This window comes from Enterococcus pallens ATCC BAA-351 (assembly GCF_000407485.1).
Taxonomy (GTDB): Bacteria; Bacillota; Bacilli; order Lactobacillales; family Enterococcaceae; genus Enterococcus_A; species Enterococcus_A pallens.
The window spans coordinates 928085-946510 of the sequence record NZ_ASWD01000001.1 but is presented as its reverse complement, the minus strand read 5'-3'; the positions used below and the strand labels follow the sequence as shown (position 1 = coordinate 946510).

The 18426-nt window shown below is 38.6% G+C and carries 20 protein-coding genes and 1 tRNA gene; 6 read left to right on the top strand and 15 right to left on the bottom strand.

Features of this window, described 5'->3' with window-relative positions; genetic code table 11:
• Positions 1-26: 26 nt before the first annotated feature.
• The 5 genes from I588_RS04585 to I588_RS04565 form a co-directional block, all read right to left on the bottom strand.
• Complete coding sequence (locus I588_RS04585) at positions 27-374, bottom strand: tail assembly chaperone (protein ID WP_010757775.1); 348 nt, start codon at positions 372-374, stop codon at positions 27-29.
• Between the two features lie 24 nt (positions 375-398).
• Complete coding sequence (locus I588_RS04580) at positions 399-911, bottom strand: phage major tail protein, TP901-1 family (RefSeq protein WP_010757774.1); 513 nt, start codon at positions 909-911, stop codon at positions 399-401.
• Between the two features lie 3 nt (positions 912-914).
• Complete coding sequence (locus I588_RS04575; protein WP_010757773.1) at positions 915-1304, bottom strand: hypothetical protein; 390 nt, start codon at positions 1302-1304, stop codon at positions 915-917.
• 203 nt (positions 1305-1507) lie between these two features.
• Positions 1508-1933, bottom strand: a complete 426-nt coding sequence (locus I588_RS04570; RefSeq protein WP_010757772.1) for a hypothetical protein — start codon at positions 1931-1933, stop codon at positions 1508-1510.
• Positions 1934-2003: 70 nt separating this feature from the next.
• Positions 2004-2366, bottom strand: coding sequence for a RinA family phage transcriptional regulator (locus tag I588_RS04565; protein ID WP_010757771.1), 363 nt, complete (start codon positions 2364-2366; stop codon positions 2004-2006).
• A 193-nt stretch (positions 2367-2559) separates the two neighbouring features.
• On the opposite strand from I588_RS04565, the gene I588_RS04560 reads away from it, so the two are divergent.
• The 6 genes from I588_RS04560 (at position 2560) to I588_RS27205 (ending at position 6436) form a co-directional block, all read left to right on the top strand.
• A complete protein-coding gene (locus I588_RS04560; protein ID WP_010757770.1) occupies positions 2560-2925 on the top strand; it encodes a helix-turn-helix domain-containing protein in 366 nt (121 codons plus the stop codon).
• Positions 2926-2929: 4 nt separating this feature from the next.
• A complete protein-coding gene (locus tag I588_RS04555; RefSeq protein ID WP_010757769.1) occupies positions 2930-3613 on the top strand; it encodes an ImmA/IrrE family metallo-endopeptidase in 684 nt (227 codons plus the stop codon).
• 42 nt (positions 3614-3655) lie between these two features.
• Positions 3656-4036 (top strand): PH domain-containing protein, encoded by a 381-nt coding sequence (locus I588_RS04550; protein WP_010757768.1) that lies wholly within the window; start codon positions 3656-3658, stop codon positions 4034-4036.
• Between the two features lie 443 nt (positions 4037-4479).
• Entirely contained in the window at positions 4480-4629 is a 150-nt protein-coding gene (locus tag I588_RS27545) for a hypothetical protein (protein ID WP_010757767.1), read from the top strand.
• Positions 4630-5118: 489 nt separating this feature from the next.
• Entirely contained in the window at positions 5119-5715 is a 597-nt protein-coding gene (locus I588_RS04545) for a DUF4352 domain-containing protein (RefSeq protein ID WP_010757766.1), read from the top strand.
• A 624-nt stretch (positions 5716-6339) separates the two neighbouring features.
• Positions 6340-6436 (top strand) — tRNA-Sec (locus I588_RS27205).
• A gap of 110 nt (positions 6437-6546) precedes the next feature.
• On the opposite strand, the gene I588_RS04540 is transcribed toward I588_RS27205, so the two are convergent.
• From I588_RS04540 to selD, 10 genes are all read right to left on the bottom strand, one after another.
• Complete coding sequence (locus I588_RS04540; RefSeq protein WP_425387118.1) at positions 6547-8589, bottom strand: LTA synthase family protein; 2043 nt, start codon at positions 8587-8589, stop codon at positions 6547-6549.
• A 273-nt stretch (positions 8590-8862) separates the two neighbouring features.
• The gene (locus I588_RS04535; protein WP_010757764.1) at positions 8863-10668 is read right to left on the bottom strand and encodes an ABC transporter permease; all 1806 of its coding nucleotides are present in this window, start codon (positions 10666-10668) and stop codon (positions 8863-8865) included.
• A 13-nt stretch (positions 10669-10681) separates the two neighbouring features.
• Positions 10682-11434, bottom strand: coding sequence for an ABC transporter ATP-binding protein (locus tag I588_RS04530; RefSeq protein WP_010757763.1), 753 nt, complete (start codon positions 11432-11434; stop codon positions 10682-10684).
• Positions 11434-11799 (bottom strand): YxeA family protein, encoded by a 366-nt coding sequence (locus tag I588_RS04525; protein WP_010757762.1) that lies wholly within the window; start codon positions 11797-11799, stop codon positions 11434-11436. The genes I588_RS04530 and I588_RS04525 overlap by 1 nt, the downstream gene beginning before the upstream one ends.
• A 150-nt stretch (positions 11800-11949) precedes the next feature.
• Positions 11950-13341, bottom strand: coding sequence for an L-seryl-tRNA(Sec) selenium transferase (selA, locus tag I588_RS04520; protein WP_010757761.1), 1392 nt, complete (start codon positions 13339-13341; stop codon positions 11950-11952).
• A 7-nt stretch (positions 13342-13348) separates the two neighbouring features.
• Complete coding sequence (locus I588_RS04515) at positions 13349-14485, bottom strand: aminotransferase class V-fold PLP-dependent enzyme (RefSeq protein WP_010757760.1); 1137 nt, start codon at positions 14483-14485, stop codon at positions 13349-13351.
• A gap of 1 nt (position 14486) precedes the next feature.
• Positions 14487-16388, bottom strand: coding sequence for a selenocysteine-specific translation elongation factor (gene selB, locus I588_RS04510; RefSeq protein ID WP_010757759.1), 1902 nt, complete (start codon positions 16386-16388; stop codon positions 14487-14489).
• Positions 16389-16655, bottom strand: a complete 267-nt coding sequence (locus tag I588_RS04505; RefSeq protein WP_010757758.1) for a putative Se/S carrier protein — start codon at positions 16653-16655, stop codon at positions 16389-16391. It abuts the gene before it with no gap.
• Between the two features lie 11 nt (positions 16656-16666).
• Entirely contained in the window at positions 16667-17263 is a 597-nt protein-coding gene (yedF, locus tag I588_RS04500; RefSeq protein ID WP_010757757.1) for a sulfurtransferase-like selenium metabolism protein YedF, read from the bottom strand.
• 12 nt (positions 17264-17275) lie between these two features.
• On the bottom strand, positions 17276-18298 hold the full coding sequence (selD, locus tag I588_RS04495) for a selenide, water dikinase SelD (protein ID WP_010757756.1): 1023 nt from the start codon (positions 18296-18298) through the stop codon (positions 17276-17278).
• Between the last annotated feature and the right edge of the window lie 128 nt (positions 18299-18426).

The following is an 18426-nucleotide window of genomic DNA, read 5'->3' as shown; positions in this document are numbered from 1 at the left end:
ATAGTAATCGCGAAATGATCTTGGTTTTACAGCGCTCCTTGCGCTTCCTGCAGTGTTTGATTGACTAGGCGTTTTGTATACTCCGACTTTTTTAACTCTTCGATCACATCATTAATAAGTTTTTCAGCACCAACTTCATTTAAGTACTGATCCAATAAATCCAGCGTGATTTTAGGCTTTTCTGTCTCATTCGCCATAAGAAGTGCTTCAAAGGCAGTTTGCATATCACCCAACATAAGATTAGTAATGATGGTTCCAATCCCTAGTCTCAGCTCAATACCGTTTTTATCTAACGAGTATTTCTCGTTAATTCTTGCTAAAAAACCGTACCCAAATTTAAAATGATAGGTTTTTTCATTTACCGTAATATCCACAAAAAGATCCTCCTAAGTGTTAGATTATGGTGCTGCTTCAACTTTTACTGTATCCTTGAATGCGTAATCGCCACCATCACTGTCGTCAATTACTAAGGTTGCATAGCCATTTTTCCCAGTTGATTCAATGGACCATTCCAGTGAATACTCTACTTTGTCTTCAGCGTTGTCTGTTGGTTCAAAGGTTGTCAGATACCCTTCAAAATACTTTGCTTTATACTTAGATGCATTTTCCCCGGTGCCAGCCTCTTTAGTGCTGATCCGCCATAATTGCATCCGTTTGCCGGCATCAATTCCTTTTTCTTCCAATTCATCGATGCGGGTATCTCCTACTTTGTATAAAGTAGTTGCTGAAGCAGTTGTTTCGACTGCTCCTGGTGTAACAACTGTACCGTCTTTCGTAATTGTTGTTTCACTGCTTTTTGATTTTGAATAGCCGCTTTCTGTTGTATAAGCTAATCCCCAGGCTGCTTCATTTCCTTCTTCTTCTGTAAAACGATAGCGCCACAATACATCAATTCCGTCTAATGCTGCCATATTTCATTCCTCCATTTTCTTTTTTTCTAAAGGTAATTTGTTGCTGATTAACAGACTGATCTGATTTTTTAAGTCATCGATCAGGATAGTTAAAGCTTCCAATGCAAGCTCATGAGATTGGTCTGTTAATAGCAGTGGTTCTGTAAAACTGTGTTGAAATTCTTGCCAAATTCTTTCTGATTGCCTCATAAAAAGTTGTTGGCGATAGTGCAACTCCAACCTTGAAAGCTGCTCTTCCTGTTTTTGCTTTTCTTGAGTCAGCTCTTTTTGTTGGTTCTCAAGTTGTTGAATATAAAGCTGTGTTTCTGCTAAACGTTGGCGAAATGCATTTTTTCTTGCTTGTTCTTTGCCCACTCGTTTTTGCAGCTTTTCAATAATTTTTTCTGATTCCAAATGATTAGTCCTCCTACTCCCTCTGCAGCGGTTCACTTGTAACTAATTATTTTCAGATACGCACATTTTTGGTCACTGGGAGACCCTCACGTGTTTTATTTAACGTCCACAACCTCCGGAAACGGACCATTCTGTTGTTTAGAATTGTTGCTCTATTTGACATTACCAATTTAACGTATGTAATTGGTAGAAAGATAGATGTGTTATTCTACTCTTACCAAAATCCCCCGTTCAATTGCTAATTTCTCTAAAATTCGATAACGTTTCTTGTAAATCCCAGCAGTAGAGAAATAGGTTGCCTTAGCTATTTCAGGCCAACTTAGGTAACTGTATTCTCCCCACAAATAAACATCCACCAGTTCCTTCAACTCTTCGCTCAGCTGGTTATATACCTTTGTAATGTCTTCGTATAACGTTGCGTAGTACATATAGCTTTTGTTCTTCTCTTTCTGCGTTTTTTCATTCATTACTTTTTCTTGTTGATCCATTGGATTTTTCATCCATGCCTTTACATCCTTGGGCTGCCATTCATCTGCTATTAAGGCTTCCGCCATTTTTCTTGGCAGTTGTTTATACGAACGAAGATCCTCCTCTAAATTTGCTAATTTTGCTTTGCTTAATTCTGCCATGCTAACTCCTCCTCGTTTTTTTATTATCAATCAATTTTATCGAACGTATGTTCTTTTCGGAGCAAAAAAATTAGAGCTCTAATTTCTCTAATAAATTTTCAAAAAAATGATTTCGTAAACGGGTTACCTGTCTTGTACTTAAGTAAACTTGATCTGCCACCTTGGTTAAACTACTATTTTTACAAGGCTTCATGTATAGTTCTTCAATAATCTCCCGAACCTCTGGAGAAGATTCCAAAAGAGCTTCCCGAATAATTCGGTGCTTTCTTTCTAGGCTTCTTAGTCGCCTATCTGAAGAAATCGTTATGAGTAAAGGTCCCTCATTATTTCGTCGATGACAAGACAATTCTCTTTCCTTTTCTTTAATATACCTCTCCAAATGAGGATATTCGGAAAGAAGTCCCTTCAAATAATTCTTTTTCCATTTTTCCATGTACATACCTCCTAACAAGCAATCCTCCATTTTTCCTTTACTAATATAGACAAATATTCTACAATAAAAAGGAGAAGCGAGGAATTTGACCCTTTTTTCTGTTTCTTGTATAAGTATTGTATACATATTTTCTATATTATGCAACTATGTCGATTTTTTGTCTATGTTTTTTTGTAGAAAGAAAGGTTACTGTATGAATCTATATGAAAAAATAAAAAAATTGGCGAATGAGCAAAATATATCGATTCGTCAATTAGAAGAACAGTTAAATTTTGGCAATGGAGTAATCAACCGATGGCGGAAAAATAAACCTGGCATCGATAAAATTGAAAAAGTTGCTGATTATTTTGATGTTTCTCTCGACTATCTACTGGATCGGGCATCTAATACTGCTATTGCTGATCCTTCTGACAATCATTCAATTGCCAGGCAAATCATGCTTCGTTCAGATACCTCCGATCTTTCAGAAGAGGATGCAGAAGATATTGAAAAAGAAGTTGAACGCTTTTTGAATTGGCGTCTGCAAGAAATCAAACGAGAACGTACAGAAAAGGATTGATTGTATGTCAGGCGAGTTAGAGGAATATATCCAGTTTTCTACAAAAATCAACGAATACCTTTCAGCCACGATGCTAGGTTTAGAAATGAATGTTGAAAACTACAATCATGAAGTAATTTGGCAATGTATCATGGAAGATAATGTAAAAATTCGTGGGTTTTATTTTGAAGGAAAAGCGCGGCAGGCTGTCTCTGGGATGATTGTTAAGGATGACCGTGAAACGACCATTACCTATAATAAGTATATGAACCAAAATCGAATCAATTTTACAATTTCACATGAGTTGATTCACTATTTATATCACTTGAACAAAGAAATGCCTTATTACTATGACACAAAACAGACTTTGAATACCTACGATCACAAATCACTGGTCGAGTTTCAGGCCAACATTGGAGCTGCCGCGATTCTTTTACCTGATCCTGTATTTATTCACGTGTTGAAGCAAGGGAAAAAACCAGCGGATATTTCAAAAGAATTTGGTATTTCTGAAACAGCTTTAAAGCTTCGACTGATCCAAACAATGCAAGCTGAGTTCAGTGCCTCGTATGAAGCAGCCAGCAAAACCAGCTTCAAAATTTTAAATCAGTTTGGTTACTCTGGTGAGACATTGATGAAAGATTTAGGAACAAATCTCGAAAAAAAGATCATTTATACAAATCCTTTTTATGAGGCTTTGTGTATTTAGATAATGCTTATCACAAATAACTATTAGAAAGAGGGAACAATCATGGGATTATTTGATGGCCTAATGGGCAATGCTTCTGAAGTTAAGCAAGCAAAAGCTGACAAAGATTTGGAGGATGTTTTGGTTCCTGGCGAAACCGTTGATTTAGCTTTTGTCCTAGTAAGAGACTTGATCGTTTTCACTGATTATCGATTGATTATTGTTGATAAACAAGGAATGACCGGTAAAAAAGTTGAATATAAGAGTTATCCATATAAAAGTATTTCACGCTTTAGTGTAGAAACTTCTGGTCATTTTGATTTAGATGCGGAACTAAAAATTTGGGTTTCAAGCGCTCTAGAGCCTGCAGAGTCATTACAATTTAGGAAAGATAAAAATATTGTGAAGGTTCAGCAAGCATTAGCAGCAGCGGTTTTAAAATAGAAAAAGAAGCGAAAAGTGGGCCTTAGCTTACTTTTCGCTTTTTTCACTTTAAAATTACTTGATAACATCCCAATCGTAAGCCCAAGCTTGCCATCCAGAAGCTGCATTAGCATAAAGCAGCAATTGATTTGCTTGACGCTCTTTCTGCTTTCGCTGTGTACGCCTGAATCGAAGAATCCCAACGTCTCTCAGCAGCATGCTTTTCGTAAAAAAACAACTGCTTTTTCTAAACAGTTTACACACTCTTTACAAACTATTCATTTAAGCTACAAATAAACAGTTTATACTATAACATAGAGGTGGAGAGCTTCAGCTAGTCTATCCCCTTTAATTGAAAGGACAACAAATTGGCCAAGACCATTAAATTATGCTATAATAGTAGATGGAATTTCGTTATCAGCGTAATAGTTGCCTTTCGTTAGTTTAGAGAAAGGAGAATGAATATGACATTCTATAACAAAGAATTAACTTATCGAGTAACTTTGGATACTGAATTGAATCTTTTCATCGTCTTTAACCAAGAGGATGCCAATCAATTTGCTACCGGCGTTACCATCGAACAAGCAGTACAAGAATTGAAAAAAATCGCATAAGGAGTGCAATTCTCAAATGAACGGTTCCAGTTCTCTGTAAAGGCATCTACTATAAGCCTATGGTAGATGCCTTTTGTTGTGCTTTTTTCTAAATTTATTCGTTTTTAATGTATAGCATCTTTTGCGTTAAATTCTGATCGTAATGGCTCTCTTTTAACGAAATCAAAAGAAAGCTAGATATTATAGTTTTTCGCGAGCTTATCTCAATAATGAGACGTGATGTAAACTTATGAAAACAAATCTACAATCAGTCATAAAAAAACATCACTATCAATAAACACAGACTTTTTTGCATCACCTATGATATAATGAATAATAAGTATTATATTTGTTTCTAGTAGATACAGCTATTATTCAAGTATTAAATCTATACTACTTTGGTTCAATAATAAACTTATTAAAAAAGAAAAAAGTCCACGCGGCAACGTGGACTAACCTCATTTTTGAGATTGCTTAAATATATTATAACAAAGAAAGAAGGAGTTACAAATGGCAAAAAAGAGAGTAACGGGAGAAGATGGGAAAACTTATGTAGTTAAAGAAAAAAAACCGTTTTACAAACGAGTCTGGTTTTGGATTTTAGCAATCATTGTTGTCATTATAGTAATTGGGGGTCTAGGTGGGGAATCTGAAGACCAGAACACTTCTAACAATAACAACGGTGGAACAAAAGTATCTAGTAGTACCAGCACATCAAAAAGCAACGAATCTGCCGATACACAATTCTATAATTTAGGTGAAACGGTGAAGGTTGGTGATGCTGAATATACTCTTCATAGTGCTACATTGACTGATGAGAGAAATCAGTTCGCTGATACCGAGCCAGCACAAGTAGTAATGATCACTTATACTGTTAAAAACAATGGAGATACCGATCTTCCAGTGGGCGTAGATGTAGAAGTTTACGGTTCTGACAATAAAAAAGCTGAGACTTACCCTAACGAGAACACTATGGGATCTGTAGCACCCGGAAAAGAAATGGACTGTACCGCGCATTTCACTCTCAATCAACCAGGAGAAATTGAGGTCCATTTTAGTCCACTAATCTCTTTTGAAAAAGCAGCTAAATTCAAAGTAACTGTATAGCTAAAGTTGATCAACCCTTAGACAGGAAGTAGCTTGTTGGCTTCCTGTTTTTTCTATTAGTTTATTTAAATCAATGAATTAGACTTTTCATGAATATTGTCGATAGTAAAAAATATGTCATTGTATTTTTAAACTTACTTGAATTGTCGAAGAAAAAATTTCTCAAGAAAAATCTTAAAAATAGTGTGAGTACCTGAAATACCTGCAATCGATTTCTCTATTTAAAAAAATATTAAATAGTGAATCCGCCTATTATCTTTTTACAGCCAAATTATGCTATACTAATCCAATACGAAAGATATTTTTATGCGACACTTTAACTCATTTTGATGAAATTTAATCAATCTGGCGTAACTATAGGGTTACAAGGATGTATTAGAAGGATTTGGGAATACATCGTTTAAACGAGAAATAGTTAATTTTTAGTAATAGTCTACACCCTCAACTTTAGAATATGAATATTGATTAGTTAGATAGCCTTCTCTTTTTTGAGAAGGCTATCGTTCATTTTTCAGTAAAAAAGTGCACGTGACCGAATCAAGCGCAAGCTTTCTATCTGCTTAGTATTTTCGTTATAAAAACAGTTGCTTACAGTGCAAAAGAATGATAAGATTATCTTGTTTCGGGAGTGGATGGGTTCTGGTGTGCCCTCTGGTCTTCAAAACCAGTATGAGGAGTTAGTAGCTTCTTGGGTGGGTTCGATTCCCACACATTCCCGCCAATAATGCCTAATCAAGCTGATCCTTAGTGATTGGCTTTTTTGTTTGAGCAAAAAAGCGAACAGGAAAAGTTAGCCGGATTTGCTCTACCTTTTCTCTGTTCGCTTGTTCATTATTCAGCGGGATACAAATTAGCAGTTGTCTGATTCCCATTTTTAGAATAGACGCTGGTTGATTTTGCTCCCTTTTCCTTTTCAATCGCCTCATTCTTTTCATCTAAATTATGATAATCATATTTTTTGGCCTCCACTGGCGTAAAGCCCTGTGGTGTGTAAAAGCGCAATAAGTTTTCTTGATTCAGCTTATCTGATAAAGATAAAGAAGTCTTCACCTGCTTTTGATCTTTGTCCACTTGATCCGCAATTCCTGCCGCTTTAGGATCAATTACCTGGCCGGTTTGATTGTCATAGGTCTGTCCACCTAACTCCGTATACTGGGGTGTAACGAAATCCCCATTTCTAAATGCGACTACTTGATTATGCTGTGGTGAAAAAAGATCCGTTCCAAAGTGAATATAGTTTTTATCATCAACACCCACTAAATGTAACAAAGTTGGCAATACATCAATTTCACCACCGTATTGATGCTGCACCCCACCATTTTCAAAACCTGGAATGTGGAACATCAATGGTACTCGCTGCATTTGAGCATTGTCAAACTTACTCCAGGTGCTTGGATCTTTCCCTAAGGTTTGGGCTAAATCTTTATTATTCGTATCAGAAATACCGAAATGATCGCCATAAATCATAAAAATTGAATTCTGATAAATGCCAGCATTTTTTAAATACGTGAAAAACTGTTGCAGCGATTCGTCCAAGTAATGAGCGGTTCGCACATAATCGTCCACTACACTATCGCCCGTATTTAATGAAGGGAAATTGAAATTTTTGTCATCTGTATAATAAGGCGTATGATTCGTTACCGTTAAAAATTTAGCATAAAACGGCTGCTGCAAATGTTCTAAATGCCCCACCGATTCCTTCAGCATATCCTTATCCAAAATACCATAGCCTAAACTTTCATCTGATTGATTGAAGTACGAACGATCAAAAAAGTTTTGATAGCCCAAATTCTTATACACGTGATCCCGATTCCAAAAGCTCCCGACATTTCCATGGAAAACCGCGCTCGTGTACCCTGCCGATTGGTTTAAAATCGCCGGAGCACCTTGGAAGACATTATCTGAGCCTAGCTGCGTAAACAACGACCCTTGAGGTAAGCCATAGGTACCAGTTTCCAGCATATTTTCTGCGTCACTTGTCTTACCTTGTCCTACCTCATGAAAGAAATTATCAAAGGCCAAGGTTTGCTTATCATTAAACAGACTATTCAAAAACGGGGTCACTTCCTGACCGTCAACCTTCATGCCAATTAAAAATTGCTGGAAGCTCTCCAGGTGAATAACGATCACATTCTTGTTCTTAGCTACGCCAAATAGATTAGGGTTCGCTGCCGCATAATGACTATCGGTGTACTTTTTGACTTCTTCTAAGCCATTGCTGGAGGCATGGGCTCGAACACTATTAGCCATTTCCGTAGTAATGCCATCATAAACCGTAAAAGCATCCAGTCCCAAATATTTTACAATATAGGAACGATCAAAGGTCCGCTGCAAAAGCTGAGGTCGATTGGCTTCACTTAAGGACAGATTGACTGTAAAAAACAAGACAGATAATGCTGTCATCGCAATAGCTGCTGGCTTTTTAACAATGGGGCTGGCTAGTGGTATTTTCTTAATAAACAGCCACAGTAAAATACCTAGAAATACTAAAATATCTAACCAATAAAAAACATCGTGCCCCTTCATTAAGGCAAACGAACTGCCAGAAATTCCATCAGAAACCTTCGAAAAGCCCAACACTGATTTGATCGTAACAAAATCAGTAAATTCCCGATAAAAAATAATGTTCAAATACAAAATCAAGGTATTTAACACATCTAGCAAAAACAAGGTAACTAAGGCTGGTTTGATTTTCTTTACATAAAGAAAAATACCAAAAATTAGCATTGTTGTTGCAATCGGATTGATCCACAAGATCATTGTTTGGATGGATCCCTCAACACCTAACGAAAAATCTAAGTAATAAGCCAACATCGTTTTAGCCCAGAACAAGAGACCAACAACCAGCAAAATTACCCAGCGATTGGTACCCATCCGTTTAATTCGGTCCATCGGAACCACTTCTTTCTACTATTGAATTCTCCATCCCATACTATAAACCTCTGAATAAAAAAACGATCAATTCCCCTGAATTATTTAGTTTTTTTAAAATTTCTTCTGAAGGCTCAGTCATAACTTACGGTTTAGCGTAACTACGCTTAGTTAGACAGAAAATAGTTTCCATTAATCACTTGGAAAAATTTACCCTTTTATCGCATTTTTTTCACAATTTTGCCACCACACGATAAAATAACAAATCTTCCAGTATTATTCCGGCTGTTCAATTACCAAATGGGTGTACATCCAAACCGTCACCAGATAGTAAATTAAGTATAAGAGGAAGAATATTCCAAAGGGTATCCATAACTGCTGATACGGTTCACTCAAAAATGCTTTGAACATTTGCAGCCCAAACAGTACGTGAATCATTCCTAATAGGCCCGGTCCTAAAAATAAAACCCCTATTTCTCTTCGAATAGACTGCTTCAACAAGGCTTGCCGAGCACCAATTTTATTTAACATACGATAACGTTGAACATCACTGTAAGCTCCTGATAAAATTTTGAACATTAAACAGCTGGCTAGCATCGTTAGAAAAGCCAATCCCAAGAAGAAACCCATAAATTCAAAGCCAGAAAACATAATATTATACGTATTATAGGCAGAAGCCTTTTGCGAGAAGAGCCCCATCTCCTCATTGCCTACTGAGGGATTGTTTTTCTCATTTTCTTGTGCCAGAGCCTGAATAGGTTTTAATTGCTGCAAGAAATCACTAACTTGAACCACTTGCAACAGAGCAACTGGTTGAGCGACAGCCTCAAAATCTGCTTGCGAAACTAAGTGTATTTCCTTGCTTTGCTGATCTGGCAGTTCTACTGAACGAATCGCATCTTGCACAGTTATATTGTCCTGCATTTCTGAACCGGTATAGTTTCTTACCTTGACTGAACGATCATCTTGAAACTCATGAGTGGAAATTGGCGCTTGATTAAATTCATCCGTCAAATAATAGATAGTATCCGCATCTTCTTTAAACTGATACTTCACATTAGTCGTGGGCTTTAATGCTAAAACCTTCTGCTGATCCACCTTTTGAGCATTGTTTAGTACAAGATCATAGGGTGTCACTGCATCGGCCATTTTAGGTACCTCATTTCGGAAACCCAACCCGACGGTTAAAGCTCCTAAGGCTAAAGCAACCAGCATGGCTACCATTGACAAGATTCGCGTATATTCCTGCATGCGAAAGCTTAATTGTGACAAAGTAAAATTATTCAACTGCTTAAAGGCAATCGTGTCTACTTTTTTTAGCATAGACAAAAGGAACACAATGACTGAATGGAACACAAAATAAGTACCTAATACAATGGTTAACAATGCCCCGGCAATTCCGAAAAGCTGCAGAATCATCAATTGATCCATCATAATATAGCCTGCTGCCAATAAAATTACACCTAGCAGTGCTTCAAAAAACAAACCTATTTTACGACGTTTTACTTGCACAGGCGTTTGATTTTCCCGCAGCAAAGTCAAGATGGGTTTCTTAGCAATTGCCACAGCATTTGAAATAGCCGCAAGTAAAAACAGAATGGTAAAGAAAATCACGGTTACTAAAAAGGCCTGTCCATTAACCGGCGAAAAGTGTTGAACTTGAATATTGAGTCGCGTGGTCAATAAATGATTCACGACGGAAGTTAGGCTCAGACCCACGATGGCGCCGCAAATAGTTGCCAGAATACCAATTAAAAACGTTTCAATAAAAATCATCTGAGCAATTTTTTTGGTTTTGGCTCCCAGCATCATAAACATGCCATAATCCTTTTGCCGCATCGCCATTAAAAACGAATTGGCATAGAAAATGTAGACGAGCGTAATAATCGACAGCAGAACAGTCCCAAAATAAAAGATAAAAACAATCGACGACACCAGGGAATTACTTTTTAGAAAAGTTTCATTACTAGCCATAGATTGAAACATATAAAAGATGGCCGCCGCCATCACTAAACCCGAAAACAGGACTAAGTAGTCCCGCAAACGGCTTTTTACTCCGGTTAAAGCTAACTTGACTAACATACATACACTCCTTCTACTGTTCCAGGTTTCCTAAAGTCGATAAAATCTCCCGATAAAATACTTCGCGACTTTGGTCTCCCCGCTGAATTTCCTGGTTGATGACACCGTCCTTAATAAATAAAATTCGCTGACAATAGCTAGCAGATAACGGATCATGGGTCACTAATAAAATCGAGACTTGGTCCTCACGATTTAATTCTTCCATTGTGTCCAACAGATCCTTGGCACTTTTTGAATCTAAAGCGCCTGTCGGTTCATCACCTAGTAATATGGTCGGTTGAGTTACCAATGCCCGAGCAGCTGCTACCCGCTGCTTTTGACCACCAGAGATGGCTGCTGGATAACTGTCTAAAATATGATCAATAGACAAACGCTGAGCTACCTGTTGAACCTTTTTCTTAATAACTTTCGGTTTTATGCCTTGTAGGGATAAAGGAACCGCAATGTTTTCAGCGGCAGTTAAATTTTCCAACAAATTAAAATCTTGAAAAATAAACCCAATTTCCTTGCCGCGAAAATCAGCCAATTGATTGCCTTTTAACGTAGAGACATCCTTTTGATTAATCAAAATATTGCCAGCCGTTGGATTATCCAACGTTGACAATAAATCTAGTAAGGTTGATTTGCCTGAACCAGAGGCGCCCATGATGCCGATGAATTCACCTTTGTTTACTTCAAAAGAAATCCCCTTTAAGGCCTCGGTCTTTTTTTCATTTTTTTTACCATATACTTTTTTCACGTCTTGAATTGAAACAATTGTCTCCATTATTTAGCCTCCATTAATTTTTCTTGCGCTTTTTTAGGAACTTCTTTTTCTTGTACTTCCTCAAACGAGGTGACCCCTTTATTCTTGTTCCAAGTTAATTTCAAAAAAGCTTCTTTTCTTAATGGACGTTCCTTTACCGTAGAAAAATCCAGGTCTTTTTTCTCACCATTTTGATCATAGCCAGGCAATTGATATTGATATCTAGTATACGTATGACCTTGATCGTCCCTTTCGCTCTGTTTTATTCCATCTGTTGTTACTTGGACATAGTAGCTGTCTCCTCCCATAACAACAATATCAGCTATTTTTAGACCTGCTACTCCAATCACAATCAATGTAATTAATCCAATTAAAACTTTTTTCAATCTGTATCGCTCCCTTGTTTTTTCTTGTAGTATAGGCGGATCTTACAAAATGCTCCATCGAAGCAGACTAAAAAGAACTAACAGTTTTGTCATGTGAACAAAAAAAGACCCAAACCTGGATTTCTCCATCGTTTGAGTCTGGTACTTATTTTATCCTAAGGCTTTGATCGCTGAAGTGATAAATGGGAACTCTTCCTCTTCAATCGTGCGTACATCTAAATAATTTTTTTGATTCTTTATGCGGCTGATAATTGGCGTATGACTTGTTCGCAGCTTTTGCTGCAGCATTTCAGCCGAAATATCCTCCGAGTGAAGAGATACCACATAAGTTGGCAGCGAATGCTCGGGATAGGAGCCGCCTCCAACTGCACTCGTATCCTTCTCAACAGTGACCGTTAAGCTGCTAGAACTTTTTTGCAATTCCTCAGCTAACACCATCGCTTTCTTTTTGCAGTCCGCTTCCGTTAACGACAACATATGCAAAACCGGAATTTCTTGAACCGCTTGTCCTGGATCCCGGTATAATTCAAAGGTTGCCTCCAAGGCACTTAGCGTCATTTTGTCGATTCTCAAGGCCCGCAGCAGCTGATTTTTTTTCATTTGCTGAAGGTATTTCTTTTTCCCTACAATAATACCGGCTTGGGGGCCCCCTAATAATTTATCGCCACTAAAGGTAACAATGTCACAGCCTTGATCTAGTGCTTCTTTTACGGTCGGCTCATAGGGCAAGCCGAATTGCCGCATATCAATAAATAAGCCGCTGCCTAAATCATTAATTAGAGGAATGTCCGCCTCGCCAGCTAACTTTGCTAATGCTGGTATAGAAACACTTTCGGTAAAACCAACAATTCGATAATTGCTAGTATGCACCTTTAAAATTCCGCCAGTTTCCTCAGTCAATGCCTGTTGGTAATCTGCTAAATGCGTTTTATTGGTGGTTCCAACCTCCACAATGGTTCCCCCGCTGGAGGTTATTACATCAGGAATACGAAATGCACCGCCAATTTCCACCAGCTCTCCACGAGAAACCAAAACCTCCCGATCCTTAATTAATGTACTTAGCACTAACAGAACGGCCGCAGCATTATTATTCACGACTAAGACATCTTCGGCTCCCGTTAATTCCTTAATGATTTCTACTAAATGGCTGTAGCGTGACCCGCGACTGCCTGTTTCTAAATCAAACTCTAAATTAGAATAGTGAAAACTAATCTCTTCTATCTGCTGTTTAACCCGTTTACTTAAAGAGGATCTTCCTAAATTGGTATGAATCACGGTACCTGTTCCGTTGATTACCCGACGCAGGGAGAATTGGTGCTGCACCAGTTCTTCCGTAATCATTTGTTCGAAGGTTGGCAATTCTGGTAACTCTTGACGTACCTGCTGCAATACTTCTTGACGAATATTGCTGAGAACTTCTTGAATTGCTGCTTTTACCGCTCCTCTAGGATACTCCGCAGCTAACTGTTCAATCGCTGGACGCTTCAACAGAATATCCACTGCCGGTAATTGTGCTAAAAGCTCTTGAATCCTTTTTACCATAATTTTCTTACTTCCTTCCAGCCAGTTCACGTAATGCCTGAATCACCTGATCAATTTCTTTATGAGTAGTAAAACGAGAAAAAGAAAAGCGAACGGTTCCTCGTGCCGCCGTTCCTAAGGCTTCATGCATCAACGGCGCACAATGATAGCCTGGACGTGTGGCAATTTCATAATCTTCCCATAATAAGTCACTCACTAAAGCAGAATCAGCATCCGCAATATTTAAAGAAAAAACATTCACTCGAGGATGCTTCAAATCTCCATATAAAGTAATGTCCGAAAAATCCTGAAGCTGTTCAATGAAATAGTTACCTAATACTTCTTGTGCAGGTGCAGGGTTTTCGAGTCCCCAGTGAACAGCGGCTCCTAAGCCGGCGATTCCAGGAACATTCACCGTACCGGCTTCCAATAAAGTAGGTAATTCCTTCGGTTGCGTTTTGGAAAAAGAACGCATGCCATCGCCACCGGTTAATACCGGCTCAATGGCTACATCTTTTCGCACACAAATTCCACCTGTTCCTTGTGGTCCATACAAGGATTTATGTCCCGTGAAGCAAACTGCTGCAATTGCTTCATCCCTTAGATCAATCGGTACAACTCCAGCTGTTTGAGAAATATCCAGCACCAGCAGCAACGCATGTTTTTTGCAAAAATCTTTTATCCATGCTAAATCCAATACGTTTCCGGTCACATTACTGGCATGGTTGCAAACCACCACTTTAGTTTCCGGACGCACTTTTTCCTCAAACTCTTGATAATTTAAACAACCAGTTGTTGCTTCACTGCTAACAAAGTCTAACTTGACACCTGCCTGCTCTAATTGATACAACGGTCGAAGTACTGAATTATGCTCCCAACTAGTTGTTAGTACATGATCCCCTGGATGAATTATTCCTTTCAGGATTTCGTTTAATGCCACTGTTGCGTTATTGGTAAAAGCAACCTCATATCTTTCTGTCGCCTGGAAAAGCTTCTTGAGTGCTTCTCGGGTTTCCTCTACAGCTTGATAAGCCCGTAAAGAATAAAGGTGGGCTCCTCGTGAGGGATTCCCATAGCTATCAGCACTCAGTATCTCTGCTACTCGTTTAGCCACAACAGCTGGCTTATGAATTGTGGTTGCAGCATTGTCAAAATATAGACTCATCCTATTCACCCATTTCTTTTGAGGCACCTAATACCCGATAATTCTCCACACGTTTAGTAATTTCTTGCTTATCCATATATTCCAAAATCAACATAGAAGATTTACGACTAGAGTTCGTCATGTCGCGAAAATCTGCTAAAGTCATTTGTTCATTTTCCTGAATGGTTTTACGAACCTGCCCAACTGCTTGCCAATAAATCTTAGCTAACAATACATATTCGTGAGTCAGAAAAATCACTGTATCTCCGTTTATCGCCTCTAAAACTTCTTCAGCGTTCTTGTCGAGTCCATATAATTCTTCTTTTTTCACCGGAGTATACCCATTTTTTTCCAAGGCCTTTTCAATTTTTTCTTTGGCAGCCTGTTGGTATTTATTAAAGGTAACTGTAAATTCAGCAACAGCCAATTTGTCTTGCTGCTCTTTGATTGCTTTTGATTCTATCAATAAGCGGATCAGTGCTGACAATTCCTTTTCAGTCAACTGATCCCTCATACGGGAACGAAATTCCTCAGCTGGCATACCTGATCGTAAACGATGCTTTTTATGATAATCATTCAAGCTATTGATTGCTTTTTCCTGTAGCAATTGGTAGCTGCCTTGAGCTAAGTAACCCGCTTTTGTAGGGACAATTTGCTGATTAGTCACCATTTCTTGCAACAACGGCTGTAATTCTTCTGTAGCTTGTCCCAAATATTCGTGCAATTCTTTTAGTGTAGTAAAAGGCTGCTTCTTGTTGTTCATGAAATCCAAAATGATCTCTTCAATACTTCCAGCCTCTTTGGCCTTCAAGCTTTCCAAAATTTCTACTTTAAAGCGCCGATGTTTGGTTGGTGCTGCATCCAAAACTTCGCCCCCAGCAATTGTGTGCATAGGTGAATAAGAACGCAAAATAAAATGATCACGTTCTCTAACCGCTACCTGATCCTCTAAACGCAACTGCAGAAAGCCTTCCGTTCCCGGTTCAATCCACTCTGTTCCCAGAGGTACCGTGCGCGCCATGACTTCTCTAGTTCCAATCAACAAGCGGACGCGATCCCATAGTCCAATTCCGGTTTCCACTTCCGGCAAACATTTGACCTTCACATCTAGCATCCAGGTAGGCTGTAGATTTTCAGAGGCTGACAATACATCGCCCCGCTCCAGCTCGTCTTTACCAATATTTGCTAAATTCAACGCTGTACGCTGACCAGCCTGAGCCTGCTGAACATCTTGTTCATGAACCTGAATATTTCTAACCCGCACTTTTTTCCCGCTTGGGTATACAAACAGCTCGTCTCCTAGCTGGACCGTCCCATCCAGCAAAGTACCCGTAATAACCGTTCCGAACCCCTTGACGCTGAAAACACGATCAATATTCAAACGAGCGATTCCGGTACTGCTTTTTTCCGCCAGTTCTTCAGAACGAGTTTGAATTGCAGTCAATAATTCTTTAATTCCGGTACCGCTAATCGCATCCGTCTCAATAATCTCTGCTTCAGCTAAAGGAGTATCTGCCAGCTGATCGCGAATATCCTCTACTACCAGTTCTTTTAATTCAGGATCAACCGTATCAACTTTAGTTAAAACGACTAGAAAGTCCTGAATCCCCAGCAGTGTCAGAATATCAATGTGCTCTTTGGTTTGTGGCATAATTCCTTCGGCAGCATCAATGACCAATAAGACTAAATTGATGCCTGGTAATCCAGCCACCATATTTTTAATAAATTTTTCATGTCCAGGAACATCCACAATTCCCACTCGTTGCTTATTAGGCAAATCTAAATAGGCAAAGCCTAAATTAATGGACATTCCCCGTTTTTTTTCTTCTTTCGTCGTATCCGTCTCAATTCCCGTCAAGGCCTTAATTAAGGTTGTTTTCCCATGATCAATATGGCCGGCAGTTCCAATTACAATATTTGCCATTTAAAGGTCCTCTCTTAATTCATATTCTGTTTTTAATCCTTCTCGTTTCACATGATAAAAGCCTTCTGCCTGCACCTCTGCCTGCAGCAAACGGGCACATAAAGCAGCTTCTTCTGCTAACTCGTACTTCAAAGAAAAGCCGCAACTAGCATGAATTTTCTCTGGTGTAGGAATAATTCGTACGTTTAGTTGGGCTTCTTTCGCTAGTTTTTCAGCTTTCATGGCTTCATGAGTAGAATAGAAAAGGACTACTCCATATTCTTGCATCGCCGGCTCCTTTACGGTTTTACTACTTTTGGCGCTTGACGCATCATTTCAACGATACGATACATGTTAGTAATTTCTCCAATAGCCACTTTTTCTGTCAGCTCAAAGAAATTCAAACAGGCACCACAAGCATAAATTTCTACATCCTGATCAGCTAACGCTTGTAAATCTTCCAACGAATCTGAACCTTCTGTTACTAAACTCACCCCACCATTATAGAAAATGATTTGTTTTGGCAACACATCTTGTTCCGTCAAAGAATAAACGAACATTTTTAACAAATTTTTACCTAGCTCATCCGAGCCGCGTCCCATAACATTAGTATCTACTACTACAATGTAGTCCTCAGTTGTGACGATTTCTGGCGTCTCCTCTGGCTCTGGTATATCCGCAGCTTCACCGTTGCCTTTAGAAATTTTTACTCGATAATTATCGTCAATCGGTTCCATTTGGTAAATATACCCTAATTGATCGGCCATTTTTTTCAAATTTTGTGTAGCAATCTCATTATCAACCACAGTCTCTACCGCTTCATGTTCCTTCAATGCCTTTTTTGTTTCGATCACTGGTAAGGGACACGCTTTGCCAATTGCATCAATTTTATACATGTTATCGTCTCCTTAATAAACAATAATTTCTTTTTCTGCAGGCTCGATTACTTTTCCGAAATCTTGTGCTGGAATTCCCGCGGCGCTTAATTCTGCCACTAGCTCTTCCACCTTTGCTTCAGGTACACTGACTAATAAGCCACCTGAAGTTTGAGGATCAAATAATAATTCTTCAATCGCGAAATCATTCACTACAAAGTCCATTTTTTCTGCCATATAATTACGATTGCGCTGGCCGCCAGCCGTCAAGATAAATTCCTTAGCTCCTTCATATGCTTCTGGGAAATAAGGCAACTGACTTGATTGAATCTCGGCAGAAAATTGGCCATTCAACATCTCATGCAGATGACCAGCCAGACCAAAACCTGTAACGTCTGTACAACTAGTAATTTCATACTTGCGAATAATGTCCATCGCATATTTATTTAAAGTCTGCATACTTTCAGTTGCTTTATCGAAGCCTTCCTGACTGATTTCTTCAGCACTGTATCCTACGGTAATAATACTTACCCCCAAAGGTTTTGTCAGGACTAAATGATCACCTATCTGACAGGTATTATTTTGATAAATACGATTTGGATCGATGGTGCCTGTTACAGACAAACCATATTTTACCGAATGATCATGAATCGAATGACCACCCGCCAAAATGGCTCCAGCTTCTTGCACCTTCTCTGCTCCGCCTCGTAAAATTTCTTTTAAAATTGTTAAATCCTTTTCTTCAGGAAAAGCCACAATATTTAATGCAGACAATACTTCGCCGCCCATTGCGTAAACATCACTCAAGGCATTCGCGGCAGCAATCTTTCCAAATAAATAAGGATCCGTCACCATTGTTGGAAAAAAATCCAGAGTTTGAATAATCGCCAAATCATCTCTCAGTTTAATAACAGCAGCATCATCTGTTGAATCAAAACCGACTAATAAATTTTCATTGGTTGATTTTGGTAAATCCGCTAATAATTCTCCTAAACTTCCTGGGCCGATCTTCGCATTGCATCCGCCGCAAACAATTAATTGTTCGATTGTATCCATCAGTGCATCATCCTCCACGGTTCCTATTATAACAGGTAATTTTGTTATTCTCTATGTAAGTTTCCTTAGCAACTTATCACTAATAATTAATTTCTGATTCAGTAGAAAAATATTGTTTCAAAAGGCTC

Coding starts and splice junctions, on each gene's coding strand:
- I588_RS04580 (WP_010757774.1), bottom strand. CDS start 911: ATGGCAGCATTAGACGGAATTGATGTATTGTGGCGCTATCGTTTTACA.
- I588_RS04545 (WP_010757766.1), top strand. CDS start 5,119: ATGGCAAAAAAGAGAGTAACGGGAGAAGATGGGAAAACTTATGTAGTT.
- selB (WP_010757759.1), bottom strand. CDS start 16,388: ATGGCAAATATTGTAATTGGAACTGCCGGCCATATTGATCATGGGAAA.
- I588_RS04560 (WP_010757770.1), top strand. CDS start 2,560: ATGAATCTATATGAAAAAATAAAAAAATTGGCGAATGAGCAAAATATA.
- selD (WP_010757756.1), bottom strand. CDS start 18,298: ATGGATACAATCGAACAATTAATTGTTTGCGGCGGATGCAATGCGAAG.
- I588_RS04515 (WP_010757760.1), bottom strand. CDS start 14,485: ATGAGTCTATATTTTGACAATGCTGCAACCACAATTCATAAGCCAGCT.
- selA (WP_010757761.1), bottom strand. CDS start 13,341: ATGGTAAAAAGGATTCAAGAGCTTTTAGCACAATTACCGGCAGTGGAT.
- yedF (WP_010757757.1), bottom strand. CDS start 17,263: ATGTATAAAATTGATGCAATTGGCAAAGCGTGTCCCTTACCAGTGATC.
- I588_RS04570 (WP_010757772.1), bottom strand. CDS start 1,933: ATGGCAGAATTAAGCAAAGCAAAATTAGCAAATTTAGAGGAGGATCTT.
- I588_RS27545 (WP_010757767.1), top strand. CDS start 4,480: ATGACATTCTATAACAAAGAATTAACTTATCGAGTAACTTTGGATACT.
- I588_RS04565 (WP_010757771.1), bottom strand. CDS start 2,366: ATGGAAAAATGGAAAAAGAATTATTTGAAGGGACTTCTTTCCGAATAT.
- I588_RS04550 (WP_010757768.1), top strand. CDS start 3,656: ATGGGATTATTTGATGGCCTAATGGGCAATGCTTCTGAAGTTAAGCAA.
- I588_RS04505 (WP_010757758.1), bottom strand. CDS start 16,655: ATGCAAGAATATGGAGTAGTCCTTTTCTATTCTACTCATGAAGCCATG.
- I588_RS04535 (WP_010757764.1), bottom strand. CDS start 10,668: ATGTTAGTCAAGTTAGCTTTAACCGGAGTAAAAAGCCGTTTGCGGGAC.
- I588_RS04555 (WP_010757769.1), top strand. CDS start 2,930: ATGTCAGGCGAGTTAGAGGAATATATCCAGTTTTCTACAAAAATCAAC.
- I588_RS04530 (WP_010757763.1), bottom strand. CDS start 11,434: ATGGAGACAATTGTTTCAATTCAAGACGTGAAAAAAGTATATGGTAAA.
- I588_RS04540 (WP_425387118.1), bottom strand. CDS start 8,589: ATGGGTACCAATCGCTGGGTAATTTTGCTGGTTGTTGGTCTCTTGTTC.